25 protein-coding genes are annotated in these 26,957 nt (G+C 74.5%); 11 read left to right on the top strand and 14 right to left on the bottom strand.

The genetic code is table 11. The features are described 5' to 3' along the window. Window positions 1-987, top strand: a complete 987-nt coding sequence (locus RM780_RS22580) for a glycosyltransferase family 9 protein (protein ID WP_311632687.1) — start codon at window positions 1-3, stop codon at window positions 985-987. A gap of 12 nt (window positions 988-999) precedes the next feature. On the opposite strand, the gene RM780_RS22575 is transcribed toward RM780_RS22580, so the two are convergent. Both RM780_RS22575 and RM780_RS22570 read right to left on the bottom strand, forming a co-directional pair. Further along, window positions 1,000-1,500 (bottom strand): NUDIX hydrolase, encoded by a 501-nt coding sequence (locus tag RM780_RS22575; RefSeq protein WP_311632686.1) that lies wholly within the window; start codon window positions 1,498-1,500, stop codon window positions 1,000-1,002. Between the two features lie 52 nt (window positions 1,501-1,552). Beyond that, complete coding sequence (locus RM780_RS22570; RefSeq protein WP_311632685.1) at window positions 1,553-3,715, bottom strand: protein kinase domain-containing protein; 2,163 nt, start codon at window positions 3,713-3,715, stop codon at window positions 1,553-1,555. A gap of 212 nt (window positions 3,716-3,927) precedes the next feature. Here RM780_RS22570 and RM780_RS22565 point away from each other — a divergent pair, with 212 nt between their 5' ends. The 3 genes from RM780_RS22565 (at window position 3,928) to RM780_RS22555 (ending at window position 7,754) form a co-directional block, all read left to right on the top strand. Further along, window positions 3,928-4,347 carry a hypothetical protein gene (locus RM780_RS22565; protein WP_311632684.1) on the top strand — a complete coding sequence of 140 codons (420 nt, stop codon included), beginning with the start codon at window positions 3,928-3,930 and terminating at the stop codon, window positions 4,345-4,347. Between the two features lie 189 nt (window positions 4,348-4,536). Continuing rightward, window positions 4,537-5,865 carry a LamG-like jellyroll fold domain-containing protein gene (locus tag RM780_RS22560; protein ID WP_311632683.1) on the top strand — a complete coding sequence of 443 codons (1,329 nt, stop codon included), beginning with the start codon at window positions 4,537-4,539 and terminating at the stop codon, window positions 5,863-5,865. Further along, window positions 5,862-7,754, top strand: a complete 1,893-nt coding sequence (locus RM780_RS22555; RefSeq protein WP_311632682.1) for a hypothetical protein — start codon at window positions 5,862-5,864, stop codon at window positions 7,752-7,754. Before RM780_RS22560 ends, RM780_RS22555 begins: the two co-directional genes overlap by 4 nt. Window positions 7,755-7,777: 23 nt before the next feature. On the opposite strand, the gene RM780_RS22550 is transcribed toward RM780_RS22555, so the two are convergent. Continuing rightward, entirely contained in the window at window positions 7,778-8,605 is an 828-nt protein-coding gene (locus tag RM780_RS22550; protein ID WP_311632681.1) for an alpha/beta fold hydrolase, read from the bottom strand. Window positions 8,606-8,823: 218 nt separating this feature from the next. Between RM780_RS22550 and RM780_RS22545 the strand changes: the two genes are divergently transcribed. Then, complete coding sequence (locus RM780_RS22545) at window positions 8,824-9,843, top strand: AraC-like ligand-binding domain-containing protein (protein ID WP_311632680.1); 1,020 nt, start codon at window positions 8,824-8,826, stop codon at window positions 9,841-9,843. Here the strand turns inward: RM780_RS22545 and RM780_RS22540 are convergent. Continuing rightward, on the bottom strand, window positions 9,797-10,075 hold the full coding sequence (locus tag RM780_RS22540; protein ID WP_311632679.1) for a DUF397 domain-containing protein: 279 nt from the start codon (window positions 10,073-10,075) through the stop codon (window positions 9,797-9,799). The genes RM780_RS22545 and RM780_RS22540 overlap by 47 nt on opposite strands. Further along, entirely contained in the window at window positions 10,072-10,893 is an 822-nt protein-coding gene (locus RM780_RS22535) for a helix-turn-helix domain-containing protein (RefSeq protein WP_311632678.1), read from the bottom strand. The genes RM780_RS22540 and RM780_RS22535 overlap by 4 nt, the downstream gene beginning before the upstream one ends. A 174-nt stretch (window positions 10,894-11,067) precedes the next feature. On the opposite strand from RM780_RS22535, the gene RM780_RS22530 reads away from it, so the two are divergent. After that, window positions 11,068-11,223: a hypothetical protein gene (locus tag RM780_RS22530; protein ID WP_311632677.1), complete on the top strand. Its 156-nt coding sequence runs from the start codon at window positions 11,068-11,070 to the stop codon at window positions 11,221-11,223. A 237-nt stretch (window positions 11,224-11,460) separates the two neighbouring features. Here the strand turns inward: RM780_RS22530 and RM780_RS22525 are convergent, their stop codons facing one another. The 3 genes from RM780_RS22525 to RM780_RS22515 all read right to left on the bottom strand — a co-directional run bounded on the left by RM780_RS22525 (window position 11,461) and on the right by RM780_RS22515 (window position 14,214). Continuing rightward, a complete protein-coding gene (locus RM780_RS22525) occupies window positions 11,461-12,303 on the bottom strand; it encodes an ArsR/SmtB family transcription factor (protein ID WP_311632676.1) in 843 nt (280 codons plus the stop codon). Between the two features lie 101 nt (window positions 12,304-12,404). Further along, window positions 12,405-13,337: a glycosyltransferase family 2 protein gene (locus tag RM780_RS22520; protein WP_311632675.1), complete on the bottom strand. Its 933-nt coding sequence runs from the start codon at window positions 13,335-13,337 to the stop codon at window positions 12,405-12,407. Then, window positions 13,324-14,214 carry a glycosyltransferase family 2 protein gene (locus RM780_RS22515; RefSeq protein ID WP_311632674.1) on the bottom strand — a complete coding sequence of 297 codons (891 nt, stop codon included), beginning with the start codon at window positions 14,212-14,214 and terminating at the stop codon, window positions 13,324-13,326. Before RM780_RS22515 ends, RM780_RS22520 begins: the two co-directional genes overlap by 14 nt. Window positions 14,215-14,519: 305 nt before the next feature. On the opposite strand from RM780_RS22515, the gene RM780_RS22510 reads away from it, so the two are divergent. The 3 genes from RM780_RS22510 (at window position 14,520) to RM780_RS22500 (ending at window position 18,210) form a co-directional block, all read left to right on the top strand. Then, complete coding sequence (locus RM780_RS22510; protein ID WP_311632688.1) at window positions 14,520-15,431, top strand: polysaccharide pyruvyl transferase family protein; 912 nt, start codon at window positions 14,520-14,522, stop codon at window positions 15,429-15,431. A 55-nt stretch (window positions 15,432-15,486) separates the two neighbouring features. After that, complete coding sequence (locus RM780_RS22505) at window positions 15,487-17,655, top strand: catalase (protein ID WP_311632672.1); 2,169 nt, start codon at window positions 15,487-15,489, stop codon at window positions 17,653-17,655. A gap of 135 nt (window positions 17,656-17,790) precedes the next feature. Beyond that, window positions 17,791-18,210 (top strand): CBS domain-containing protein, encoded by a 420-nt coding sequence (locus RM780_RS22500; protein WP_311632670.1) that lies wholly within the window; start codon window positions 17,791-17,793, stop codon window positions 18,208-18,210. A gap of 55 nt (window positions 18,211-18,265) precedes the next feature. Here the strand turns inward: RM780_RS22500 and RM780_RS22495 are convergent, their stop codons facing one another. Next, complete coding sequence (locus RM780_RS22495) at window positions 18,266-19,570, bottom strand: NAD(P)/FAD-dependent oxidoreductase (protein ID WP_311632669.1); 1,305 nt, start codon at window positions 19,568-19,570, stop codon at window positions 18,266-18,268. A 405-nt stretch (window positions 19,571-19,975) separates the two neighbouring features. After that, window positions 19,976-20,800 (bottom strand): ANTAR domain-containing response regulator, encoded by an 825-nt coding sequence (locus RM780_RS22490; RefSeq protein WP_311632668.1) that lies wholly within the window; start codon window positions 20,798-20,800, stop codon window positions 19,976-19,978. Window positions 20,801-20,882: 82 nt separating this feature from the next. On the opposite strand from RM780_RS22490, the gene RM780_RS22485 reads away from it, so the two are divergent. Then, on the top strand, window positions 20,883-22,094 hold the full coding sequence (locus tag RM780_RS22485) for a PAS domain-containing protein (protein WP_311632667.1): 1,212 nt from the start codon (window positions 20,883-20,885) through the stop codon (window positions 22,092-22,094). On the opposite strand, the gene RM780_RS22480 is transcribed toward RM780_RS22485, so the two are convergent. Beyond that, a complete protein-coding gene (locus RM780_RS22480; RefSeq protein WP_311632666.1) occupies window positions 21,991-22,569 on the bottom strand; it encodes a DUF6328 family protein in 579 nt (192 codons plus the stop codon). The two genes, RM780_RS22485 and RM780_RS22480, sit on opposite strands and share 104 nt — an antisense overlap. Before the next feature lie 5 nt (window positions 22,570-22,574). Continuing rightward, window positions 22,575-23,384: an RNA polymerase sigma factor SigF gene (locus RM780_RS22475; RefSeq protein ID WP_311632665.1), complete on the bottom strand. Its 810-nt coding sequence runs from the start codon at window positions 23,382-23,384 to the stop codon at window positions 22,575-22,577. Window positions 23,385-23,762: 378 nt separating this feature from the next. Here RM780_RS22475 and RM780_RS22470 point away from each other — a divergent pair, with 378 nt between their 5' ends. Further along, window positions 23,763-25,307 (top strand): cytochrome P450, encoded by a 1,545-nt coding sequence (locus RM780_RS22470; protein WP_311632664.1) that lies wholly within the window; start codon window positions 23,763-23,765, stop codon window positions 25,305-25,307. Window positions 25,308-25,352: 45 nt separating this feature from the next. Here RM780_RS22470 and RM780_RS22465 read toward each other — a convergent pair whose 3' ends face one another. Next, window positions 25,353-26,282: a fumarylacetoacetate hydrolase family protein gene (locus tag RM780_RS22465; RefSeq protein WP_311632663.1), complete on the bottom strand. Its 930-nt coding sequence runs from the start codon at window positions 26,280-26,282 to the stop codon at window positions 25,353-25,355. 53 nt (window positions 26,283-26,335) lie between these two features. Next, entirely contained in the window at window positions 26,336-26,932 is a 597-nt protein-coding gene (locus RM780_RS22460; protein ID WP_311632662.1) for a short chain dehydrogenase, read from the bottom strand. Window positions 26,933-26,957: the final 25 nt, after the last annotated feature.

Genomic DNA, 26,957 nt, shown 5'->3' with positions numbered 1-26,957 from the left:
GTGACCCCCGAACCGCCCCCTCGCCTCGTCGTCCTGCGCGCGCTGGGCCTGGGCGACCTGCTGACCGCAGTCCCCGCGCTGCGCGCCCTGCGCCGGGCGTTCCCCGCACACCAGATCCTGCTGGCCGCCCCGCCCGCGCTCGCCGCACCGGCCGCCGCCACCGGGGCCGTTGACCGCCTGGTGCCCGCGACGGCGCCCGGGCGGGCCGTTCCCGAAACGATCCCCTGGTCCGGGCGGCGGCCCGACCTCGCCGTGGACCTGCACGGCAACGGACCCGAGAGCCTGCGCCCGCTGCGCGCCCTGCGCCCCCGCCGCCTCATCGGCTACGCCGACCCGGCCGGCGCCCCGCCCTGGCCGGAGGCCGAGCACGAGCGCGAACGCTGGTGCCGGCTGCTGGAGTTCCACGGCCTGCCCGCCGACCCGGCGGACCTGCGGATCGCCCCGCCCGCCGGGCCCTCCCCGGCGCCGGGCGCCGTCGTGATGCACCCGGGCGCGGACGCGGCGGCGCGGCGCTGGCCGGCGGACCGCTTCGCGGCCGTGGGGCGGGCGCTGCGGCGCGCGGGCCGCGCGGTCGTGGTCACCGGCGGCCCGGAGGAGGGCCCGCTGGCCGCCCGGGTCGCGGAGGGCGCGGGCCTGCCCCCCACCGCGGCCTTCGCCGGAACGTCCGCCCTGCCGTTCGCGGACCTGTGCGCGCTGCTGGCCGGCGCGCGGGCCGTGGTGGCGGGCGACACCGGGATCGCCCACCTCGCCACGGCGCTGGCCACCCCGTCCGTCACCCTCTTCGGCCCGGTCTCCCCCCGGCTGTGGGGCCCGCCGCCCTCGCCCGCGCACCGCGTGCTGTGGCACCCGGACGACCCCACGGACCCGCGCCCCGGTGACGCCCACGGCCGCGATGGCCCGGACGAACGCCTCCTGCGCATCGCCGCGTCCGAGGTGACCGAGGCCCTTGCCGCCCTCCCGCAGCGCGCGCCGGCCGTCCCGGCCTGAGGCCGGGCCGCGTCAACCGCCCCCGGGACGCGGTGCGTTGGGCACGTAGCCCAGGTCCACCGGCACCGGGTCCGGCCCGCCGCGCACCACCCCGCGCAGCAGGCCGTGCAGCGTCGGCGGCCAGAGCGTCTCCTCGGGCGCGGCCAGTTGCGCGGGTGTCCACCAGCGCCAGGCGAGGATGCCGTCGGCCGCGTGCGAGGCGGCCAGGTCCCCGGCCGGCTCGCGGCGCGGGCCGTGGGCCACGTAGATGTGCTCGTGCTGCCGGACGGGGACCCCCTCCCTGGTGTAGTCGTGTTCCCAGGTGCACAGCAGCGGGCCTGGCTCCAGGTCGGTCCAGCCCGTCTCCTCGGCCAGCTCACGCCGCGCGCCCTCTCGCGGGGTCTCGCCCGGGTCGAGCCCGCCGCCGGGCATGGCCCAGTGCAGCCCCACCTCCACGTCGTCGTACCGGAAGAGGAACACCGCGCCGTCCGGATCGAGCACGGCGATCCGCGCCGCCCGCCTGGGTGTACGCATGGGGTCCCCCTTCGGGACGTCGGGGACGCGGCCCGCCCGTGGACGCGCCACGCTAGCCGATCGTGCCGATCGCCGCCTGGAGATCCGCCCGCAGGGAGTCCGGCAGCGGCACGGAGCCCGTCGCGTCGGCGGCCTCCTCCTGCGCGTCCTCGCCGATGAGGTGGGAGAGGTACGCCCGCAGCAGCGCCGCCCGTTCCTCGTCGGCCGCCTCGGCGCAGGTCACGACGTAGGAGACGCCCAACAGCGGGTAGGCGCCGGGCACTTCGGTGACCTCGGGCAGCTCGTAGGCGAGGTCGGCCGCGCCGCGGCCGGAGACCGGGGTGGCCTCCTCCATCATCCGGACCCCGGCCTCCGGGGTGGGCGCGACGGCCTCGCCCCCGGCGCCCAGGGCGACCCGCACGAGGCCCTGGTCCGCCACGCCGGGGTCCACGTAACCGATCGCGCCGGGCGTCTCGTTGACCGTCCGGGCCAGATTCAGGGCGCCCTCCGCGCCCAGTCCGACGCCCGTGTAGGGCCAGTCGTCGGTCGCGCCGAAGGGAAAGGTCCTGGGCGCCCCCGCGTTCAGCCAGTCGGTGAACCGCCCGGTGACCTCGCTGGTGTCCGACCGGTGGACCGGGACCACCGGGGTGTCCGGGAGCGTCACGGACGGGTTGTCGGCGGCGATGGCCGGGTCGTTCCAGAAGGTGATCCCGCCGCTGAAGATGCCGGCCAGGGTGGCGGATCGCAGGCTCAACTCGCCCACCCCGTCGAGCCGGACGACGACGGCGGTGAGCGTGAGGTGAACCGGTATCTCGACCAGCTCGGGGCACGCCTGCGCCGCCTGATCCAGCTCCCGGCCGCCGAGGTACCCCTCGCGGCCGGTGAACTCCGCCTGCCCGGTGAGAAATCGGTCCCACCCGGCGCCGGCCCCGGACGGCTCGTAGGTGACCTGTGCCTCGGGGTTCGCGGCGGTGAACGAGGCCGACCACACCTGCTGCGCCTCGTCCTGCGCGATGCTGCCCGCGCCGGCGAGCTGCCCGGACACGGGTCCGGGCGGCGGCCCGCTCGTCTCCTCGCCGGTGCCGCCCGTGGCCGTCGGGGTCGTCCCTCCCCCGGCCCCGGGCTCCCCGTCGTCGTCCCGGTCCAGCGCGAGAACCAGGCCGACGGTCAGGGCGAGGACCGCGACGGCGGCGGTGATCGCCGTCAGCGGGGAGCGCCGAGGCGAACGGCCCGGGCGCGGCGCCTCGTCGGGCATCGGCGGAACGACCGGCCGCGGCGAGGTCTCGGTGCGCGCCCCGGCCACCTGCGCGATGCGCGGGCCGGGCGGGCGTTCGGCCTCCTCCTGCCGGAGCCGGACCGTGTGCGCCACGCCCTCCGGAAGCCAGGCCGCCCCCGCCGCGCCCCTGCCCGGGGCCGGCTCCTCCCCCGACCGGCCCTCCAGGCGCTCCAACAGCTCGGGAACGCGCGGGCGTTGCCCCGGCTCCTTGGCCAGGCACGGCAGAACGACCTCGCGCAGGCCGTCCGGAAGCGAGCCCAGGCGCGGCTCCTCGTGCACGGCGCGGTAGTTGACCGCGTGCGAGGCGCCGGTGCCGAACGGCCCCTCCCCCGTGGCCGCGTACGCCAGGACCGCGCCGAGCGCGAAAACGTCCGCGGCCGGGCCGACCGGGCCGCCGGTCAGCTGCTCGGGCGCCATGAACCCGGGCGTTCCCACGACCATCCCGGTCTGGGTCAGCGCGGAGCCCTCGGCCGCCACCGAGATCCCGAAGTCGATGACGCGCGGGCCGTCGGCCGCGATGAGGACGTTGGAGGGCTTGAGGTCGCGGTGCACGAGCCCGGACGCGTGGATGGCCTCCAGCGCCTCCGCGAGCGCCGCGGCCAGGGCCGTCACCGAACGCTCCGGCCAGGGGCCGGAGTCGAGCACGGCCTGGGCGAGCGAGGGGCCGGGCACGTACGCGGTGGCCAGCCAGGGAGGGGAGCCCTGCGGGTCGGCGTCCACGACTCCGGCGGTGAAGAAGCTGTTGACCCGCCCGGCGGCGGCGACCTCGCGCGCGAAGCGCTCCCGGAATCCGGGGTCCTCCGACAGTTCGGCCCGCACCACCTTCACGGCGACGGCCCGCCCGCCCGGCGACCGCGCCAGATAGACCCGCCCCATCCCGCCGGCCCCCAGCCGCCCCACCAACCGGTACCGACCGACCCGCTCCGGATCTCCCCCCTCCAGCGCCCCCACGCCCTCCATGCGTCAGCCTCCCAGCCTCAACTCCGCCCCGGATGACGGCGATTGTGCCAGCCGCGCGGCGCACGCCCGTCGCCCACCGCACTACCACGCCACTCCATCACACCCGCAGCGGCTTCACTCTTCGCAGCGATTCGCTCACGCGACCGGGCAAGGGACAGGTACGGCCGGTCGCGGAGTCGCGATCGGGAGGTCACGAGCCGAGGAGGGTGAGGATGGCAACGACGAACGAGGGCGGCTGCCGGGTGCCCGACGGGCACGACCCGGCGGTGATCGAGACCGTGCTGCGCGTGTGCCGGGACGTCAGGGCGAACGAGAAGGTCACGCTGGCCGCGTTCGAGACCGGATGGGTCGAGTCGCACATGAACAACCTGGACTGCGGCGACGAGGACTCCGTCGGCGTCTTCCAGCAGCGGCCCAGCCAGGGCTGGGGCAGCGTCGAGGAGTGCCGCGACATCGAGCACGCGACGCGCTCCTTCCTGGAGCGGGCCGTGCCCGCCGAGCGGGACAACCCGGAGCACTCGGCTGGCCGCATCGCGCAGACCGTGCAGCGCTCGGCCTATCCCGGGCGTTACGACGACGCCGAGGGCAAGGCCCGGGCGCTCATCGAGGAGGCGGAGCGCCGGCTCTCCTGAGCCGGCGCCGCATCGCACGCCGGACGCTCCGCGGGCGCCAGGCCCGCACCGCACGCCCCGCGGAGCGTCCACCCGCTCCGGTCCCGCTCCTTCCCGCCCGCGCCGCCGGGCATGGCCGCCGTCGCCGCCACGCATAGAGCAGGTACCACCGCCGGTGGGAATCCGGGCGACAAGGGGGGCGCGGGTCAGATGTCGTGGAAGCCGCTGCTGCACTACAACTTCGTCAATCATGCCGCGCTGGACGAGACCGGCCACGGCCACCACGGGCGGGTGGAGCTGCCCGCCGCCGACCGGTGGCTGGACGCTCCGGTGAACGGGATCGCCACCGCGATCCGCTTCGACCACCCCGAGTCCAAGGTCGTCGTCGCCCCGCGCCCGGCCTTCGCCGGGTGGCGCGGGCTGCGCGTGCGTGCGCAGTTCCGGGCCGACGATGTGGGCACGCGCAGGCTCAACCTGGTCGAGGGGGACGGCTCGTTCGCCCTCTTCGTCGAGCCGGGCGGCGTGCTGCGCGGCACGGTCAACGACGGCTCGCCGGAGTGGTGGGGTGTCTCCAGCGCGCCGGGCCGCCTGCGCTCGGGCCGCTGGCACTTCGCCGAACTCCTCTACGACTCCGGCCAGGTGCTGACCTTGAGCGTGGACGGGCAGCTCCTCGCCGCCCGCACCACCGCCGGGCTGCCGATCCTGCCCGTGGGCGAGAACGGCATCCGCGTCGGGTACTGGCCGGGCGGCGACTCCCGGTACACCTTCGCCGGGCTGATGGGCCCGGTGTGGGTGGACACCCTGGACGAGCGCGAGGAGATCATCGCCGCCTTCGCGAAGCTGCTGTGCGACGGCTCGGACGGCACCAGCCGGATGGAACAGTGGGTCACCGCGCTCGACGCGGAGCTGACCGGAGCGGAGAAGCAGGCGATGCGCGAGTTCGGCGCGGCCTTCGCGGCGGCGGTGCGGCGCCTGGCCGGCGTGGTGGTCGGCCAGGCCCCGGCCCCGGCCGCGACGCTGGACACGCTGATGCCCCTGGCGGACGAGATCTTCGCCCTGGCGCTGGCCCACGAGACGGCGGGCACGGACGTGCTCAAGGACCCCCGGCTGCGCGAGGCGCTGAGCCGCTTCCTGGCCACGGCCTGCCGCGACAACCCCTCGGCCGGGCCGGTGTTCGCCTGGGAGGCGCTGCGGCTGCTGGGGGCGTTCCCCCTGTCGGCCGCGCGCTGGGAGCAGTTGCTGCGGGCCCACCCCGACTGGTGCGAGAGCGCCTTCCCGGGGGTGTTCCCGCCGGGCTGGGGACCGGACTCGTTCGACTGGCTGGAGGAGTGGCTGCGGCGCTGGTGCCCGCCGCGGGGCACGGACCCGGGCGGGCCCGGAGGGCCGGGCGGACCGGGCGGGCCCGGAGGGCCCGGCGGACCCTGCCCGTGCGGCGGCCCCGGACGCGGCGGGCACCGCCCCGCCGAGACCCACATCCACGTGCACTGCGACACGCACCCCCGCCGCGACGGCGACACCCCCGGAGGTACCCGGCCATGACGACCCGACTCGACACCGTGCGCGCCTACTTCATCGAGCGGTTCTTCGAGATCCTGACCACCGACCCCGACTTCGCCGAGGTGACCGAGCCCGCCGAACTCTTCGGTCCCGACGGCCGGTTCGACGTCCCCGCCACGCCCGCCGGCTTCGTCCGCATCCCCACCGACGCCGCCCTGCGCGCCCGCATCGAGGCCGCCACCGACCCCGAGCAGCGCGAGCAGCTCGAACGCTTCCGCTCCGTCCTGGAGCGCACCCTGGCCGAGCTGTTCGGCCTGCTCGGCTACGACGACCTCGGCCCGTCCTTCCTCCTCGCGGTCGCCGCCCGCTGCGCCCCCGTGGTGCGCCACCCCGACACCCAGACCTACTGGCCCGTGGACATCGACCGCTACCTGACCTACGAGGACGGCGTCCTGCGCGGGCAGTTGCACACTCCCACGGGCGTACGCCCGCTCGCGGGCGCGGCGTTCGGCGCCCTCTTCGACAACCCGGAGGTCTGGCAGGCCCCGGCGCCGACGGACGCCCCCGAGGGCGGGCGGCGGCCGTTCACCTCGACGATCGGCGTGGACGCGGGAGTCGCGCCCTACCCGGCCTCGCCGCTCACCGCCGGCCACCTCAACCTCCCAGCGGGCGACGCCCGCCTCACCCCCGGCCGGCTGCCCCCGACCCTCTTCACCGAGATCAAGTCCCCCGAGGCGGCCTCCCGCCTCAACCGCCACTACACCGCGACGGCGAGCCGCGGCGGCCGTTTCGCCGAGCTGCGCAACAACCGGGTGCACACCGACCCGATCCGGGAGGTGGCGTTCCCGCGCAACGGCGGCGAGCCGCTGATGTTCGTCTACCACGCCTTCTACCCGGCGGACGACGGCGCCCGGCGGCTGGGCGACGGCGGCGGCAGCAACCGCGAGTTCCACCACCTCGCCGCCGGCCTGCTGATGTCCCGCTTCCCGGACGGGGGCGGGAACGGCGGAGGCAACGGCGGCGGCCCGGCCGCGGCCGACGGCCGGGGCCCGCACCACCCCTCCGGACCCCCCGGACGCGTGGCGCAGCGCCTCTCCGGCCTGCTGTTCGTCAGCACCAGCCCGACGAAGGCCGCCGTCATCCCGCTCGACCACCCCTCGCTGCGCTTCGTGGACGAGGGCGGCGAGGAGAGCCCCGACGGACTGCACCCGGTGCTGTGGGCGAACAACGTCTCCGTGCAGGGCCTTGAGCTGAGCCAGGTCCGGATCGAGAGCAAGACGGTCGCGGAGGGCTCCGAGGACGCCCTCGACTACGACCCGGACGACTGGCAGTGGTGGGTCGGGTACGGCTCGGCGATCGTGGTGGGCCTGGCCGTGGGCGCCGCCGCGGGCGCCGCGGCCGGCGGGGTCGGCGCGGTCCCCGGGGCGCTGATCGGGCTCATCATCGCGCTGTTCCTCTTCCCGCTGGCCTGGCTGCTGAAGAAGCTCTTCGGCGGCGACAAGGACCGCCAGGAGGAGTGGACCGAGCAGGAGCCGTGGCCCGGCGACACCTCCGTGACAACGGAGTACACCGAGCCGCGCACCCAGGACATCGGCCCGCCCGGCGTGGTCTCCGAGACCGGCGGCGCCACCCCCGGCCGTTCCTACACGCTGCGCAACGTCCCGCACTTCCCGGGCGACAACCTCTACGGGCTGGAGTTCAGCGGCGGCGAGACCTTCCGCATCACGGACGACGCGGAACGGCAGCAGACCCTTGCCTGGCGGGCGTTCACCGGCGGCGTGGGCTACCAGTTCCAACGCCCGGTGCCGGGGCGCTCGGACGTCTCGGGCACGTCGCTGCGCGACTACTTCGAGCTGTTCACCGCCACATACCAGGAGCTGCTGGAAGCCCGCGACCTGGTCGTCTATTTCGACGAACCGGCCGCGGGCTGACCGCTCCCCTCCCAGAGCCGCCCCTAGCTCTTGAGGAAGTCCAGCAGGTCCCCGGTGAACATCTCCTTCCACCCGGGCACGGCGGCGATCCCGTGGGAGCCGCCCCGGTAGACCTTCAGCTCGGCGTTCGGGATGATCTCCACGGCCTTCCTGGCGGAGGCGTCGATCGGAACGATCTGGTCGTCGTCGCCGTGGATCAGCAGCGTCGGTACGTCGAACTTCCGCAGGTCCTCGGTGAAATCGGTCGCCGAGAACTGATCGACGCAGTCGAGCCCGGCCTTGATGCTCTGCTGCATGGCCATCAGCCAGAAGGCGTCCTTGTTGCCCTGAGTCACCTGGTTGCCGGGCCGGTTGGCGCCGAAGAACATCTCGGAGAGGTCGCGCCAGTACTGCGAACGCTCCGTGCAGATGCCCTGCTTGATGGCGTCGAAGACCTCCTGGGGCGTGCCCTCGGGATTGGTCTCCGTCTTCAGCATCAGCGGCGGAATGGCCGAGAGCAGCAGCGCCTTGCTGATCCGCCCCGTGCCGTAACGCCCGATGTACCGAGCGAGTTCGCCACCGCCCATCGAGTGCGCCACGAGGGTGACGTCCCGCAGGTCCAGCGCCTCGATCAGCTCTGCCAGGTCGGCGGCGAAGGTGTCGAAGTCGTAGCCCTCCCAGGGCTGCGACGACCGCCCGTGCCCGCGCCGGTCGTGCGCGATCCCCCGGTATCCCCGGTCCGCCACGGCCAGCATCTGGTCCTCCCAGGCGTCCGCGTTCAGCGGCCACCCGTGAATGAAGAGGACCGGCGGGCCGCTCCCCCAGTCCTTGTAGAAGATCTCCGCACCGTCACGGGTCGTTACCATGCCCATCGATTCCTCCTGATTTCGTCTCCCTCCCACGCTAGAGAACTAACCCATTCGGCGCAAAAGGTGCAGAACGACACAAGGCGGAACGCCCGAAGGTCGGCCGGAAGCACCCCCTCACTGTCCGCAAGTGCGCTGTCACCCCGCCACCGCCGCGCTCTAGCCTGGTGCCGCACGGCGCACGTCTCGGCCGGTGGTTCCCGCGCGAGAGCCCTGGGGGGCGCATGGTCATCAGGACGGTGTTCCGCAGCGAGGACCTGCCCCCGGAGGAGCGGCTGCCCGCCTTCGACGGCCTCCAGGTCGCGAGCCCGCACTCGATGCACGTCAGGTCCGACGCCCCGGACTTCCGCGCCACCGCCAGAGGAGCGGAGCTCGGGATCGTGGACCTCGTGGAACTGACCTGCTCCACCGCCGACGTATGGCGGACGCCCCGGCAAATCCGGGCGTCCGACCCGGAGTTGGTATCGGTGGTGTTCGCCCTGCGCGGCAGCCTCGGCGTCGTTCAGGCCGGGCGCGAAGCGGCGCTGAACGGCCGGGACTTCGCCGTCTACGACAGCTCGCGCCCGTTCCACGTCCACATCGGCGCCGACGCCGACACGGCAACGCTGGTGCGCGCCCACGTCCCCCGCGCGCTGCTGTCCCTGCCCCCGGGCGGCGCCGGCCGCCTGCTGGCCGTTCCCCTGCCGGGAGAGGAGGGCGTGGGCGCGCTGCTCACCCGGTTCCTCACCGGCCTGACCACCGGAACGCCCTCGTACGGCCCGGCCGACATCACCCGCCTGGGCACGATCGCGCTCGACCTGCTGACCGCCACGCTCGCCCACCACGCCGAGGCCGAGAGGGCGGTGGACCCCGACTCCCGGCAGCGGGTGCTCTTCCTCCGCGCCCAGGCGTTCACTCGGGAACGCCTGCACGACCCGGAGTTGACTCCCGCCGCCATCGCCGCCGCCCACCACGTCTCCGTGGGCCACCTGCACCGCGTCTTCCAGGCCCACGGCACGTCCGTCGCGGCCTGGGTCCGCCACCAGCGCCTCGAAGGCGCCCGACGCGACCTCGCCGACCCGGCGTTATGGGCAACGCCGGTCCACGGCATCGCCACCCGCTGGGGCTTCAAGGACCACGCCACCTTCACCCGCGCCTTCCGCACGGCGTACGGCGCGCCACCCCGCGACTACCGCCACCAGGCGTACTCGCCGCCCCTCAGAGAGACGAGAGAAACGCGGCCCAGGCCGGCACGGAGACGGTGAGAACGGGGCCGGTAGCCACCTTGCTGTCACGGACCGGCACGAGGTGGGAGGGGAGGAGGCTGCGGGAGGTCTCGACGCACTCACCGCCGTCGCCTTCGCTGTAGGACGACTTGAACCAGTCGGCGGGAATCGGTGTGCGGGCCGTCTCGACGCACTGTCCGCCGTTGCCTCCGCTGTAGGACGATTTGACCCATTCAATGGCGCTCAGGTCAACGGTGCGGTTGCTCGTCATTCTGACTCCTCCAGGAGAGACTTGATGAAGGCCAACGACGCGTCCGGGGACAGCGCATGGGCCCTGAGCCGGTCGTAGTCGTCCATGGCCCGATCCACCGCTGGGGCCGCATCGTACAGCCTCCCCCCTTGAGCGCCCTCCGAATATAGGAGCGGGCGGGTGTCGGAGAAGGTCATCAACGTCAGCGGCATGACGTTCCCGGCGGGGGCGCCTGCGCTGAACGGGAGCACCTGGAGGGTGACGCGCCACGAGGTAACGGCCGTGAGCAGGTGGGCCAGTTGCTCGGCCAGCACCTCCGGGCCACCGACGGCGGTCCGGAGACACGCCTCATGGAGGATGCACCAGACGCTCGGCCCCACGGGGGCTTCGAGCACGGCCCGGCGGCGCATCCGGGCGGCGACCTTGTTGGTCAACACGTCGTCGTCGGCCCACGGGTGAGCGGTCCGGAAGATCGCTCGCGCGTAGCTCTCCGTCTGGAGCAGGCCCATGACCACGCTGGACGAGAAGTCCAGCACCCGCGTGGCCCGTTGTTCGAGCTGGACGTACGGCACGAACCACGAAGGATGGTCGCTCTCCTCCAAGCGGCGGCGCAGGCGTTCGAACACACCGTGCGTGCCGAAGACATGGTCGCAGCCGCGTGCGAACTTTTCGCTGGGGATGAGCTGTCCGGACTCGACCTTGCTGACGTACGCCTCGGAGTAGCCCACGCCCAGTGCCAAGTGTTTCTGCGTCAATTTGCGGCCGAGTCGCACTTCTTTCACCTCGAAGCCGAACCCGTGAAAGCCGCTCAAGTTTTCCGGCTCTGAGTCCTCGTCCATGCCTCTGACCTCGCCCTTCGCACGTCTGGACACGTCAACTCGCGCGTTCCCGTCTTGAGAAGCGCGGATTAGGACACATCCAAGGCTACCCCCAGCGTGTTGGTTCCGTCACAGTGCGATCAGGCGCTCACGGTGAGCGCAAGGCAACACAGCGGCACGACGGGAAGGAACGACATGGCAGGGGCGGAGTCGGAGACGCCTGCGCAGCAACCCGACGAGGAGCCGGGTTCGACGCCGAAGAAAGTCGAGAATCTTGACGCGAAGTGGGAGAAATTGGACCGCGAAATCCGCGAGCACCTGGGCTCGTTGGGGCGGGGGCCGCAGGCGTGAGGCGGGAGGTGGAGGGGGGCGCGGTGGTCGTTTCCGTCACCGTGGACGTCAACACGGTGCGATTGGGAGATCAACTGATGGTGGGAGGGCAGGTCTTCACCGTCTCGGACATGACGGCGCTGGCGCGGGGGGCGCGGAGGCTGGACTTCGGGAGCGGGGAGAGCTTCACCATGGGGCCCGCGACGGTGCTGTACGCGCTCCGTCGCGAGCCGGTACGGCGGCCCGTGGTCGGGGAGTTCAGGAGGCGGGGGCCGGGTCCGGGAGGGGGGAGCCGGTTTCGAGGAGGGTTTTGAGGCTGGCGAGGATGGCGGGCCAGCCCTGGCTGATGCCGTCCAGGAGGGGGCTGTCGGGGGCGAAGCCCTCGTGGGTGACGGTCAGGCGCACGAGCTTCTCGCCGGCCGGGTCGATGGCGAAGGTGACCTGGGAGCGGGGCTCGGCGGCGAGGGCCGCGCGCAGCTCTTCGTCGATCCCGGCGGCCCGGGCGAACTCGGGCGTGATCGAGTGCCAGGTATAGGAGAGCAGGCGGCCGGGCTCGGCGGCCAGGACCACCTGCTCGGGGTCGGCCATCGTGGCGTCCTGGAACTGCCAGGTGACGGTGGAGCCGACCTGCCAGTCGGAGTCGAGCGTCACGCCCCAGTACTGGCTGGTGAAGGAGGGGGTGGTCAGGGCCTCCCAGAGCCGGTCGGGGGTGGTGGCGATGTAGGTGGTGTAGACGAAGGCGGGCTTGGACATGGCGGAAGCTCCTTGCTCCAGGGCCGACTTGAGGTCGGCGAGGGCGCGGGTGCGGCGGCGGTCGTAGCGGGTGAGCCAGCGGTCGGCGAGGGCGTTGATGGGGACAGGGTTGAGGTAGTGGAGCTTTTCGCGGCCCCGGCGGACGGTGGTGAGGAGGTTCGCGGCCTCCAGGACCGCCAGGTGCTTGCTGACGGACTGCCGGGCCATCCCCAGGCCCTCGCACAGCTCGCGCAGGGTCTGGCCGTTGTGGGCGTTGAGGCGGTCCAGAAGGAGGCGCCGGCTGGGGTCGGCCAGGGCCCGGAAGACCTCGTTGTCCGGGTCCGGGACGGAACCCCGTTCGTCGGTCATGTGTGGTGGGCCCCCGGGGTCCGGCGCGTGGAATAGGCAGCCGGATGGCTGCGCATGGACCATAGGCAGCCGCCCGGCTGCCTGTCAACCGGCGGGGAGCATCAGCCCACGTACTGCCGCGCCGTCGACCTGCGCTGGGCCTCCTCCAGCGTGTGCAGGCGGAGTTCGACCTCGCGCGGGACGGGGCGGCGTTCGCGCAGGACCCACGGCAGGCCGGCGGCGGCGCGGGCCACGGCGACGGCCGTGGTGCGGTCGTGGGGCGTGGTGCGCAGCAGGTGGGCGGTGCGGCGCAGGGCCGGGAGGAGGGGGCGGCGCAGCCAGGTGAACCACAGGGTGTTGCGGATGCCGTCCGCGCGGCGGCGGGTGGCGTCGCGGGCCCCGGAGGGGGCGTGGTGGATGGTGAGGGATTCGTCGAACATCAGCCACCACCCGGCCGCCATCAGGTCGGCGGCCAGCAGCTCCTCCTCGCCGCCGAGCCACAGCCGGGGCGAGAAGCCGCCCGCGGCGCGGAAGGCGTCGGTGCGCAGCACGGTGGCGGCGGCCAGGAACGAGCCGAGCGCGGGCCCGGGGAGCCAGCCCGGCCGGGGCAGCGGCGAGTGCCGCAGCTCCTGGACGATGGGGTCCTCCTCGCCGGAGGGCTCCACGAGGATGCGGGCGGTGACGCCCGCGACGGACGGGTGGGCGTCGAGGAGGTCCGCGGCGGCGGGCAGGGAGCCGGGCTCCCACCAGGTGTCGTCGTCGCAGAAGGCGACGTAGGGGGTGGTGACGTGGCGGATGGCGAGGTTGCGGCCGACCGCGCCGAGGTTCTCGCCGGGGGTCAGCAGGCGGACCTCGGGGTGGAGGCGGGCGACGGCCTCCGCGGTGCCGTCGCCGCTGTCGTTGTCCGTCACCAGGACCGGGGGGCGCTCGGGGAGCGCGGCGAGGCGTTCGAGGGTGCGCAGCAGCTCGGTGCGCCGGTCGCGGGTGATGATCACGACCGAGACGCGCTCGTCGGGGCCGGACGCGGCGCGGGCGAAGGGGTCAGGGGCGGCCATGGGCGTGCTCCAGGCGGCGGACGTCGCGCTCGACGTCGGCGGGCAGGGGGCGGCGGGCGCGCAGGGCCAGTGGCAGGCGGGGCAGGAGCTGGCCCAGGGCCCGGGCGGCGGCGCGATCGCGGGGGGCGTCGCGGGCCAGGCGCCAGGTGTCGCGGAACGCCACGGGCAGCGGCCGTCGCAGCCAGGCCGTGAGGACCTCGTTGCGCCGCACGAGGGTGGAACGCCCGGGACGGGGGCCGTGCGCGGGCTGGTGGACGGCGGTGACCTGGGGGGCGTAGCAGACGCGCCAGCCGGCGGCGGTGAGGTCGTAGGCGAGCAGGGTCTCCTCGGCGCCGAAGAACAGCAGCGGGTGGTAGCCGCCCGCGTCCAGGAACGCGGTGCGGCGGGCCACGGCGGCGCAGCCGAGGAAGCCCAGGACGTGGGGTCCCGGCAGGCCGGGCGCGGCGCCGAGCGGGGAGGAGGCCAGGGTCTCGTTGAGCGGGTCGGGGGTCTGGTCGGGGGCGACGAGGGTGCGGGCGGCGATCAGGCCGAGGGAGGGGTCGGCCTCCATCAGGTCGACGGCGGCGGACAGGGCGCCGGGGGCCCACCAGGAGTCGTCGTCGCTGAAGGCGATGTAGCGGGCGGGCAGGGCGCGGGCGCCGTCGTTGCGGGCCAGGGCGCCGCGGTTGGCGGGCAGCCCGAGGAGGCGGACCTGGGGGAAGCGCTCGGCGAGGAGGGCGCGGGTGCCGTCGGTGGAGGCGTTGTCCACGACGAGGACCTGGGGGCGTTCGGGCAGCGCGGTCAGCCGCTCCAGCGTGGCGGCCAGGCTGGCGGCACGGTTGCGGGTGGCGATGACCACTCCGACGGGGCTGGCGGCGGGGGGACCGGCGTTGGGCACGCGCGACGGGTTCCCGTCCCGGGCGGGGCCAAACGCGCCGGGGCACGCGGCGGGGCACGCGGCGGGGTCGCGGCGGGGCGCCGTTTGGGGCGGGCGCCGCCGGGGACTCGGCGCGCGTGACGAGACGACGCCGCACGCACCCGCACGACACGCACGCGACCCTGCGCGCCGGGGCGCCGGTGACGCACGGGCGCCCGGCGGAGGTGCGCGGCCCTGAGCAGCGCGCCGCGGCGGAACGCGCCGTGGCGGGGCCCGGCTCCGAGGGATCGAGCGGGGCATCGGGCGGCGATGGGCCCGGCCGGACCCTGGTCGTCGGGTGGTTCAGCTTCCTGGACGGGGAGGCGACGGCCGGCGACCTGCTGGCGCTGGAGCGGGTGCGGGCGGTGCTGGAGGAGACGGGCGTCGCCCACGAGGTGGCGTGGAGCCCGCGCTTCCGGCCGGGCAGGCTCGCGCTGGAGGACGCCCGGCCGGAGGACTACGCCGCGCTGGTCTTCGTGTGTGGCCCGGTGCACGGGCCGCGACTGGCCGAGCTGCACGAACGCTTCGCGCACTGCCGCCGCGTCGCGGTGGGCGTCTCGGTCATCGACGCCGGGGACCCGGCGGTGACGGGGTTCCACAAGGTGCTGGCCCGGGACGGCGGAGGGCGGCCGGAGCCGGCGCGGGACCTGTCGTTGCGCGCGCCCCTCGACGGCGGGGCGGAGGGCGCGCCCCCGGTGGTGGGCGTGGTGCTCACCCGGGGGCAGCGCGAGTACGGCGGGCGGCGGCTGCACGAGAGCGTGGCCGGGGCCGTACGGGACTGGCTGGCCGGGGTGGACTGCGCCCCGGTGGTGCTGGAGAGCAGGCTGGACGCGGAGGACGGGCTGCTGTGCGGGAGCGCCGAGCAGTTCATGGCGGTGCTCCCCCGGCTGGACGCGGTGGTGACCGACCGGCTGCACGGCCTGGTCCTGGCGCTGCGGGCGGGCGTTCCTGCGGTGGCCGTCGACCCGGTGCGCGGGGGCGCGAAGGTGACGGCGCAGGCGCGGGCGTGCGGGTGGCCCGCGCTGGTGCCCGCCGAGGAGGTGGCGCCGGATCGGCTGTCCGGGTGGCTCTCGTGGTGCCTGAACGAGGGGCGCGAGGCGGCCGGGGAGCGCAGGAACGCGCTGGTGGGCGCCCCCGACCCGGCCGACGCGCTGCCCGCCGCGCTGGGCGTGGACGGGGAACCGCAGACGTTTGCCTGAGGCCGCGCGGGATAACCGGTGGGGCCACCGGTACCCGAGGCGTGAGGGAGCGCAGATGGCGGCCGACGGAGCCCAGGGCCCAGAACAGGACGGACAGCGGCGGGACGAGGGAGCAGGGGGAAAGGGACGCGGGGACGCGAAGGACCGGCAGCTCGAACCGCTGCGGGACCGGCCGGAGGACGGCCCGCTGACGACCGACTTCGGCACGCGCGTGGACGACACGGACAACGCGCTGCACGCCGGGGAGCGCGGTCCGACGCTGATGGAGGACTTCCACTTCCGGGAGAAGATCACCCGCTTCGACCACGAGCGGATACCCGAGCGCGTGGTGCACGCGCGGGGCGCGGGGGCGTACGGCGTCTTCCGGCCGTACGAGTCCCTGGCGGAGTTCACCCGGGCGGACTTCCTCCAGGACCCGGACCGGGAGACGCCGGTCTTCGTGCGCTTCTCCACGGTGGCCGGGTCGCGCGGCTCGGCGGACACGGTGCGGGACGTGCGCGGCTTCGCCACCAAGTTCTATACGCGCGAGGGGAATTACGACCTGGTCGGCAACAACTTCCCGGTCTTCTTCATCCAGGACGCGATCAAGTTCCCCGACTTCGTCCACGCGGTGAAGCCGGAGCCGCACCACGAGATGCCGCAGGCCGCCTCGGCGCACGACACGTTCTGGGACTTCGTCTCCCTCCAGCCCGAGGCCACGCACATGGTGATGTGGCTGATGTCGGACCGGTCCCTGCCGCGCAGCTACCGCATGATGCAGGGCTTCGGAGTGCACACCTTCCGCTTCGTCAACGCGCAGGGCCGGGGCACGTTCGTGAAGTTCCACTGGCGGCCGGTGCTGGGGACCCACTCCCTGATCTGGGAGGAGGCGCAGACCATCGCGGGCAAGGACCCGGACTTCAACCGGCGGGACCTGTGGGAGGCCATCGACCGGGGGGACTACCCGGAGTTCGAGCTGGCGGTGCAGCTCGTGCCCGAGGAGGACGAGCACCGCTTCGACTTCGACCTGCTGGACGCCACGAAGATCATCCCCGAGGAGACGGTGCCGCTGCGGCCCATCGGCAGGATGGTGCTCAACCGCAACCCGGACAATTTCTTCGCCGAGACCGAGCAGGTGGCGTTCCACACCGCGCACGTGGTGCCCGGCATCGACTTCACCAACGACCCGCTGCTCCAGGGGCGGAACTTCTCCTATCTCGATACGCAGTTGATCCGCCTGGGCGGCCCCAACTTCGAGCAGTTGCCGGTGAACCGCGCCCTGGCCACGGTCCGCAACAACCACCGCGACGGCTACGGCCAGCACCGCATCCACCCCGGCCCGGGCTCCTACTCCCCCAATACCGTCGCCGGGGGCTGCCCGGTCATGGCCTCCCCGGACGCGGGCGCGTACGTGCACTACCAGGAGCGGGTGGACGGGGCCAAGATCCGCAAGCGCAGCCCCAGCTTCTCCGACCACTACAGCCAGGCCACGCTGTTCTGGAACAGCATGGCCTCCTGGGAGCGCGAACACATCGTCGCCGCCTTCCGGTTCGAGCTGGGCAAGGTGGACCGGATGCCGATCCGGCGGCGCATGGTCGAGGTCTTGAACCACGTCGATCACGAGCTGGCCCGCGAGGTGGCCGCCGGGATCGGCGTCCCGCCCCCGGCCGGGCCCGCGACGCGCAACCACGGGCGTTCCTCCCCCGCGCTGAGCATGGCCACGGGCCCCTCGGAGAGCATCGCCACGCGCAAGATCGCCATACTGGTCGCGGACGGGGTCGCGGAGGCCGACGTCTCCGCGCTGCGCTCGGCCCTGGCGGCCGGCGGGGCCACGCCCGAGGTGCTGGCTGCGCACGACGGCGAGGTGCGCACCGAGGACGGCGGGTCGCTGCCGGTGGACCGGGCCATGCCGACGATGGCCTCGGTGCTGTACGACGCGGTGTGCGTGCCCGGCGGGGCGGACTCGGCGCGGGCCCTGGCGGCGGACGGCCTGGCGGGGCACTACGTGACCGAGGCGTTCAAGCACGGCAAGGCGGTCGCGGCGCTGGGCGCGGGCGTGGCCGTGCTGCGGGGGCTGGGGCTGCCGGGCGTGCGGCTGGCCGAGGAGGGGGACGACGTGGTGGACGACCACGGCGTGATCACCACGGTCGACGCCGGCCGGGAGCACGGGGCGGCCGAGTCCTTCGCCGGGATCATCGCCTTCCACCGGCACTGGGACCGCGACCGGGACCGCGTGCCCGCCTGAGGACGTCCCCGGGCCGCACAACGGGCGTTGCTCCTCGGGGAGTTGAGCCCTGTGAGCGGCCCGGGGGCCCGCCGGGTCCCCTACGCGGGGGTAAGCGGTAACCTCGGCCCCAGAAGGAGGGAAGGGCGGACGGCCATGGCCACATTGGTAAGAGAAGTGATGGCCCGTCAGGTCGCGGCCCTGCACCCGGACGCCTCCCTGGTCGAGGCCGCGCAGCTGATGCGCGCGCAGGACATCGGCGACGTGCTCGTGGCCGAGGACGGCGTGCTGCTGGGCGTCATCACCGACCGGGACATCACGGTGCGGGCCGTCGCGGAGGGCCTGGACCCGCTGACGGTGAGCTGCCAGGCGGTGTGCACGCGCAACCCGGTGTGCGTGGGTCCGGAGGACGACCTGGAGACGGCGGCGCGGCTGATGCGCACGCACGCGGTGCGGCGGCTCCCGGTCGTGGACGGCGGGGGGATGGTCGGGGTGGTGAGCATCGGGGACGTGGCGCGGGCCGCGGAGCCCGACTCGGCCCTGGCGGACATCAGCCGGGCCGAGCCGGGCTCCTGAGGCTCCTGTTCAATGCTCCTGAGGTTGAACGGCCGCGCTCACGCCGGCCGAGCGGTCAGTCGCGCGGGGTGCGCACCAGCTCCGGGGAGGCCGTGTCCAGGGGGACCGAGCCGGCGCGGACCATGCCGAGCTGAACGGCCTGCCGCGGCAGCCCGGCCTCCAGCAGCCAGTCGGCGGCGACCCGCACGCGGTTGCCCGGCATGGTCAGCAGGTGGTAGCCGCGGGTGACGGCCCCGGCCAGCGGGCCGGAGAGCGGGATGTGGAGCGGGTTGGCCGCGGCCTGGACGCCGCCGAGGTCCACGGCGAAGCCGCGGTCGTGGTGCTCGTACGCCATGGGCGAGCCGTGTCCGAGCCGCGCGGCGACGTTGCGGGCGGCCACCCGGCCCTGCCGCCAGGCGTGCTGCGCGGTCATCGGCGTGAACTGGCCCGGCCGGGTCAGGTCGGGCACGGCCGCCGCGTCGCCGCAGGCGAGCACCTCCGGGTGGCCGGGGATGGTGAGGTACTTGTCCACGCACAGCCGGCCGCGTTCCGTGGGCAGGCCCATGTCGGAGACCAGCGGGTCGGGCCGGACGCCGACGCACCAGATGAGGCTGCGGCTGGGCACGAACTCGCCGTCGTCGAGCAGGACCCCGTCGTGCTTGGCCTCCTTGACCGACATGCCGGTGCGCACGTCCACGCCCCGGCGGCGCAGCACGCGGTCGGCGGTGCGGGAGAGGCGCTGGTCCAGCTCGGGCAGGACGCGGGGGGCGATGTCCAGCAGCATCCAGCGCGGCTCAAGGTGCGCGCCGCGCTGCTTGCGGACGATGGAGTCGGCGAACATCGCGCCGTGGGCGGCCAGTTCGGTGCCGGTGTAGCCGGCGCCGACGACCACGAAGGTGGAGCGGGCGCGGCGTTCGTCGGGGTCGGTGGCGTGGGCGGCCAGTTCGAGCTGGCGCACGATGTGGTCGCGCAGGTACAGGGCCTCGGGCAGCCCGCGGAAGCCGTGGGCGTGCTCGGCCACGCCGGGGATGGGCAGCAGCCGGCTGACGCTGCCCACCGACAGGATCAGCGTGTCGTACTCCAGCTCCCCGGGCCGGTCCTCGGGGTCGGTGTACCGAACGCGGCGGGCGTCGAGGTCCACGCCGTGGGCCTCGCCCAGCACGAGGCGGGCATGGGGCAGCGTGCCTGTCAGGGAGACCGTGACGCGGCGCGGCTCCAGGATTCCGGCGGTGACCTGCGGCAGCAGCGGCAGGTACAGGAAGTAGTCGGTGGGGTTCAGGACGACGACCTCGGCGTCCTCCCGCGCCGTGCGGGAGAGGATCCGGGCGGCCCGGTAGCCGGCGAATCCCGCCCCGACGATCACGATCCGGGACCGGCTCATGCGTACCTCCGTGGGGTCTCGCGTCCACCCGCGGTGAGGACCACCGCGCGCGCTGCGGACTCCCCGGGTACCCGCCGCGGGCGCGCTCACGCGCGCCCGCGGACGGTGATGCGTATGCCTGCCGGCAGCAATGCCGCCCGCGGCCGGGCGGCGGCGCCGCGTGCCCGCGGGGGCGCGCCGAGGCGCACGCCTTCCGGCGGTGATGCGCGTGCCTGCCGACAGCGTTGCCGCCGACGGCACGGCGGGTCGTGCGCGTCCGGGCCCGGCGCGGTGCCGCCGCCGGGCCACGGGCGGAGCGAGGCCGCGCGTCGGGGGCCCGACGAGGCCGCGCGTCGCGTGCGCGGCGGCACCGCGCGCGTCAGTGGCCGCGCCGCGCACATCGTGTGCGTGGCCGCACCGCGCACATCACCGGCGCGGCGGGGCCGTCGCGGCGGGCCGGGCGTCGGGGCCCGGCGCTCGGGCCGGGGACGGGGGCGCCGGGTCCGCCTGGCGGGCGGCCCGGGCCTCGCGGGTGAGCTGGGGGCCGACGCCGCGCCCGCGGGTGCGGACCACCGCCTCGGCCAGGTCGGAGAGGCGGCTGTTCGTGCGCTGGGAGCGGCGGCGCAGGAGGTCGAAGGCGGTTTCGGCGTCGCAGCCGAGCAGGTGCATGAGGATGCCGCAGGCCTGGTCGATCACGGGGCGGGAGCGCAGGGCCACGTCGAGCTGGGCGGCCTCGGTGCGGACCTGTTCCAGCGCGTGGGCGTCGGCCAGGGTGCTGGCGGCCAGGTCGCCGACGAGGGAGGCCAGGGAGCGGCTGCGGTCGTCCAGCACGCCGGGGCGGAAGCCGCAGACGGTGACGGTCACGGTCAGGTCCTGGTGGCGGAAGGGCAGGGTCGCGCTGGAGCGCACGCCGGCGTTGAGGGCCATGGCGCGGTAGGCGGGCCAGCGGCGGTCGGCCAGCAGGTCGTCGGCGGCGGCAGGCTCGCCGCTGCGGACGGCGGCCGGGATCGGGCCGTCCCCGGCCTCCCACTGCACGGCGACGAGCGGCGCGAGGTCGGGGTGGGTGACGGCCGTGGCCGGCTCGGTCTCCAGCACGGCGGAGAGCGGGGCGCGGGCGGCGGGGTCCGCGGGGGCGAGGGCCACCGTCGCGGCGGCGCCGCAGGAGTCGGGGGCGCACCGCGCGGCCTCCTCGGCCAGCCGGACGAGGGCGCGCGGCGGAACATCGGCGGGCGGCGTGATGCGGTCGGTCATGCGGCTCGCCTGCCCGGAGGTCCGGTGCGGAAACTGCGAACGGGTGTGCGGCTGACCACGGATTACGGATACTGTGCGACCCATGGCCGATGCGGAGGAGTTTGGCACCGAGCTGACGGACTTCCGTCACCGAGTGGCGGAGCTGCGCGCCTCCCGGACCCTGCCGGGCGGTGCGGGGCCGGCCGTTCTCGACGCCGCCCTTTTCGAATTGCAGTTTGTGTCCGACGTGTTGTGGCCGCGATGGGAGAAGCTCGCCGCCGAGCAGCGACGCGCCGCGCGGCCCGCCGATTCGAGGGAGCAGCACTTGCTTCGCGCGGTCTTCCAGCGGCTGCCGCTCCCCGTCGTCCTGCTGGACCGGGACGCCGTGGTAAGCCGCCTCAACTTCGCCGCCAGCCAGCTCTTCGGCCTACGGGCCGGATACGCGGCCGGGCGGCCGATCACCGCCTCCTTCGCGCACGAGGGGCGCGCGGCGTTCCGCAGTCAGGTCGCCGCCGTCGCGCGCAACGAGGGCAGCCGCAGCCTGGCCGTCGAGCTGATGGGCGTGCCGGGGGAGGGCGCCGGGGACCCCGGAGAGCCGGAGCACCTGTGGGTGACGCTGGCCGCCGTCCGGCCGCCGGGGCACCGCCGCACGGCGGTGCTCGCGGTGTGCCAGCCGATGGCGGCCTCGGGCGCGGCGGCGCTCCCGGCGCGGGCGCCGGGCCCGGCCGAGGGCGCGGACGGCGCCGGGCAGCCCGACCCGCGGCCGATCAGCGGCCAGGTGGCGCTGATGGACCTGGTCGACGACATGGCGACCACGCTGCTGGCCGCGGCCGGGCCGGAGGGCGAGGACCTGACGCCGCTGGAGCGGGCCTGCCGCCTGCTGCACGGGCGGTTCGCGGACTGGGTGATAGGCGACCGGGCCACGCCGGGCGGGGGACCGCTGCGGCGGGTCGCCGTCCTCGGCCCGCCCGAGGCGGACCGGGACGGCGGCCGGGAGGACGTCGCGGGGGAGTTCGGCGCGCAGGATCCCGCCGCCGCCCCGGTGGTCGCCGAGGCGGCGCGGGCCGGCGCCTCCGCCCTTCAGATACGCCCGGAGGAGCCGCTGGTTCTCGGCGCGACCGCCGAGGGCGTTCCCCTGCTGGCGCTGACCGGGGCCTCCTCCTTGCTGTGCATGCCGCTGAAGCTGCCATCGGGAACCGTCCTCGGCGTCGTCACGCTGCTCCGTACGGGGAGTCGGCCTGCTTTCGAGCTGGCCGAGGCGAGCGCGATGGAGCGGATGTCGCGCCATATCGCACTGGCCATCCGCGCTTCCTGAGCACGCGGGGCAGCAGGCCCCACAGGGCGGCGCACAGGCCGAAGGCGCCCACGGAGATGCCGATGCCGGCCGCCCGCCCCAGGACCACGTCCACCACCAGCAGCAGCGCCCCGGCCAGGGCCAAGGCCAGCACCCCCAGGCCCACGGTGGCCAGGCGCGAGGAGACCTCCACCACCTGGCGTTTCATGCCCCGCCGGAACAGCATCCGGTGCAGTGCGGCGGGAGAGGTGAACAGCACGGTGGCCGTCATGGCGAGCACCAGGGTGGTGACGTAGGTGGCGCGCTGGATGTCGTCCAGGTCCCGGAAGCGCTCGGTGAACGCGAGGGTGAGCAGGAAGGCGAAGAGGATCTGCACGCCGTTCTGGGTGACGCGCAGCTCCTGGAGCAGCTCCACGAAGTTGCGGTCGTCCCGCTCGGGCGGCGTCTCGTTGCGCACCCGCGGCGGCCTGCCCGCCTGGTGCCTCGGCCTCGGCATGCGGATCATCCTGCACCGCCCGCCTCCACCTGTTCACGCAGGCGCGAGCACGTGCGGTTGAGCAGCCGGGAGACGTGCATCTGGGAGATGCCGACGTGCTTGGCTATGGTGCTCTGGGTCATTCCCTTGAAGAAGCGCAGGTAGAGGATCTGCCGCTCGCGCTCGGGCAGCTCGCGCAGCCGGGTGCGGACGGACTCGCGCATCACGACCCGCTCGTAGGCCGGCTCCTCGGTGCCGAGGGTGTCCATCAGGGAGTAGCCGCCCTCGGGGGCCCCGGACAGCTCGGCGTCCAGCGAAAGGACGGTGTAGGAGTTCATCGCCTCCAGGCCGGCCTGTGCCTCCTTCGGCGTCATGTTGGCGTGCCGGGCCAGCTCCTCGGCGCTGGGGCGGCGGCCGTCGAGGGTGTGGGAGAGTTCGTGGCTGGCGGCGCGGACGCGGTTGCGCAGCTCCTGGACCCGGCGCGGGACGTGCATGCCCCAGAGGTGGTCGCGGAAGTGGCGCTTGATCTCGCCGACGATGGTCGGCACGGCGTAGCTCTCGAACGCGCTGCCGAGGGAGGGGTCGTAGCGGCGCACGGCCTTGATGAGCCCGACGTGGGCGACCTGCTCCAGGTCCTCCAGGTTCTCCCCGCGGTTGCGGAACTGGCGGGCGAGGCGGGCGGCCATCGGCATCCAGGCGCGGACGATCTCGTCCTGGAGCGCGTCGCGTTCGGGCCCGTCCTCCAGCGCGGCCATCCGCGCGAAGGCTGCCCCGGTGTCGGGGGCGTCGTGGTGCGGGTGCTTGCGGCGGGACCTCGTCACGCGTGTGGGCGGCATGGTCTGTCACTCCCTCTCGGTGTCGGATGGTCTTCACCGCGGGAGCGCTCGCCCGGACAGCACCGGCATCGCTCCGCGTGCAGCCATAGGGGCTCCCGCGGGCGTGCCTGCTGTCCGAAGCACGAGGGTTCACTTGCCCGAGCGCACGGGGCGTAAACGGAATCGTTCCGGATCGGCCGCACGCCGGAGCAGGGGGCGGGCGCGGGCGCGAACGCCCGGCGCCGGCGCGGTCGTGAACGGCGGGCGCGGGCGCGAACACCCGGCGCGGGCCGCCACCCGGGCGCACGCTCTTGACACCGAGTCGCACAAGTTGCACCCTGCTGAAGGCACTACTGAATCGAGTTCAATAGTCCCGTAGCCCGGGACCGGGAGCACCTCATGGCGACCACACTCCGCACCCCGGCCCGCCGATGGCCGGAGCTGGACCGCATTCCGCACCCCCGGTACCGCGTCCCGGTGCTGGGGGACGTCATCGGCGCCTCGCTGTCCACGCCCGTCCAGGACACGATGCGGCTGGCCCGCGAGCTGGGCCCCATCTACCGGCGCAAGATCTTCGGCGCGGAGATCGTCTTCGTCTCGGGCGGCGAGCTGGTGGCCGAGCTGTCGGACGAGTCACGCTTCCTGAAGTACGTGACGATGGCCGTGCAGAGCCTGCGCCTGGTCGGCGGCGACGGCCTGTTCACGGCGTACGGCAACGAGCCCAACTGGCAGCGCGCGCACGACATCCTCGCCCCCGCCTTCACCCGCGAGTCGATGGTGCGGTACCACCCGACGATGCTCGCCATGGCCCACCGCCTGATGGGCGTGTGGGACGGGCACGCCCAGCGCGGCAGCGCGGCCGACGTGCCCGGCGACATGACGAAGCTGACGCTGGAGACCATCGCGCACACCGGCTTCGGCTACGACTTCGGCTCCTTCGAACGCTCCGAGCCGCACCCGTTCGTCACCGCGATGGTCGCTGGGCTGACCTCCGTGCTCCAGCTCCGCGTGGCCACGCTGCCGCTGATCGGGCAGCGGCTGGCCCGCCGCAAGCTGGAGAGCTTCTCCGCGCACAGCGAGTTCCTCAACGCCACCGTGGACCGGGTGATCCGCGAGCGGGTGGACAGCGGCGACTCCCGCACCGACGACCTGCTCGGCCTGATGCTCAACACCGAGCAGCCCGGCACCGGAGAGCGCCTGGACCCGGTCAACATCCGGTACCAGGTGATCACCTTCCTGGTCGCGGGCCACGAGACGACCTCCGGCGCGCTGTCCTTCGCGCTGTACTACCTGGCCAAGCACCCCGAGATCCAGGCCCGCGCCCGCGAGGAGGTGGACCGGGTCTGGGGCCCCGACGGCGACCCCACCTACGAGCAGGTCAGCAAGCTGCGGTACGTCCGCCGCGTGCTGGACGAGGCGCTGCGCCTGTGGCCCACGGCCCCCGCCTACACGCGGGCCGCACGCGCGGACACGGTGCTGGGCGGGCGTTACCCCATGCGCAAGGGGGCCTCGGCGCTGGTGCTGGTCCCCGCGCTGCACCGGGACAAGGAGGTGTGGGGCCAGGACGTGGAGCGCTTCGACCCCGACCGCTTCCTGCCCGAGCGGGTCCGGGCGCGCCCGGCCCACACGTTCAAGCCCTTCGGGACGGGCGAACGCGCCTGCATCGGCCGCCAGTTCGCGCTGCACGAGGCCACGCTGGTCCTGGGCCTGCTGCTGCGCCGCTACGAGCTGCACGACCACGCCGACTACCGCCTGAAGATCGCCGAGCGGCTCACCCTGATGCCCGAGGACTTCACCCTCACGCTCACCCGGCGCTCCCCGCGCCGGCCGGCGGAGGGCCCGGACCGGGACCACGCGCCGGGCCCCGGGGACACGGGCGAGGACACGGCCGGGGAGGGGCCGGCGGAGGCGGCGCCGACGGGCTGCCCCGTGCACCACGGCTGAGCGCGGCTCCGCGGCGGGGCCCGGGGCCGAACGGGGGCCGGGCGTTCAGGGGCGCAGCGGGACCGGGGGAACGCCCTCGGTCACGGTGTTCCGCAGAGCGCCCAGGCCCTCGATAGCGGCCACGACCTCGTCGCCCGGCTTCAGCCAGGGGTAGCGCTCCGGGCCGTGCGTGGCGGACAGCTCCAGGATGCAGCCGGTGCCGCAGGTGCCCGAGCCGATGACGTCGCCCGGCCGCACCTCGGCGCCGCGCGAGGCGTAGGCGATCATCTCGCCGAAGGACCAGTACACCCGCGACCACAGGTCCTCGGAGTACCGCACGCCGTTCACCTCGCAGGTCATGGCCAGGCGGTAGCCGGTGCCCTCGCGGTGCCCGGCCAGCTCGTCCTTGGTGACCAGCCAGGGGCCCAGCGCGGTGGCGGTGTCCTTGCCCTTGACCGGGCCCATGCCCTGCCGCATCTCGCGCCGCTGGACGTCCCGGCCGCTGAAGTCGTTCATCACGCAGTACCCCAGGACGGCGGCCTCGCCCTCCTCGGGCGTCAGGTCCCGCCCGCCGCGCCCCACGATCGCGGCCACCTCCAGCTCGAAGTCGAAGGCGGCCGTTCCCGGCGTCATCGGCACCTCGCCGCAGCCGGTGACGGCGTACGGGCTGGAGAAGTAGAACACCGGCAGCTCGTACCAGTCCGGGTGAACGGCCTGCCCGCGGCTGGCCCGCCCGGCCGCGACGTGCTGCTCGAAGGCGTAGAAGTCCCGCACGGTCGGCGGCGTCCCGACCGGCGCCAGCGGCGTCACCCCGGCCGCCTCCACCGCGGCCCCGCCGCGCAGCGCCGCCTCCCCCGCGGCCCGCAACTCCCCCTCCCCCGCCTGAATCAACGGCAGCAGATCCCCGGCCCCCTCGACGACCCGCACCACCTCACCCCCCTCGGCAAGCACCCCGACCCGGCTCGCCACCCCGTCACTGAACCGCAGAAACCTCATGCGGCCCGACCGTAACGACGCCTCGGAAGGGGGTCAATCGGGCGTCGCGGGCCTCAGCGGGCGTGCCCGGGAACGAGGTTGACGCCGCGCGCGCCACCCTCGACCAGCTCGGCGTAGGCGCGGGCCACGTCCGCGGCGGGGGTGCCGCCGACCGGGTCGGCGCCCAGGGACTCCAGGGTCTCGCTGATCCAGCCGGGGCTGACGAGGTTCAGCCGCAGGCCGCGCGGCAGCTCTGCGGCGGCGTTCCGCACGAACCCCTCCAGGCCGCCGTTGACCAGGGCGCCCAGCGAGCCGCCCGCCAGGGGCTCGGAGAAGGTGCCGCCGGTGAGGGTGATGGAGCCGCCGTCGTTGAGGTGGCGCGCGGCGCGGCGCACCAGCGCGGCCTGGCCCAGCAGCTTCCCGCCGAGCCCGGCGGCGAACTCCTCGTCGGAGACGGTCTCCAGCGGCACCAGCGGGCCGGAGGCCGCGCAGCAGACCACGGCGTCGGCGCCGGGCACGGTCGCGAACAGGGCGTCCAGCGTGGCCGGGCGCTCCAGATCCACGGCGACGGGTCCGCCGCGGGAGGCCCCGACCACCTCGTGCCGCGGCTCCAGGGCCCTGACCACGGCGCGGCCCAGGGTGCCGGTGGCTCCGATGACGATCACCTTCATGCGGGGGATCGTACGCCCGGCGCCC

Source organism: Streptomyces boetiae, from assembly GCF_031845405.1.
Taxonomy (GTDB): Bacteria; Actinomycetota; Actinomycetes; order Streptomycetales; family Streptomycetaceae; genus Streptomyces; species Streptomyces boetiae.
Note: the sequence above shows the minus strand (reverse complement) of the source record. Positions and strands in the feature narration are given on the sequence as shown.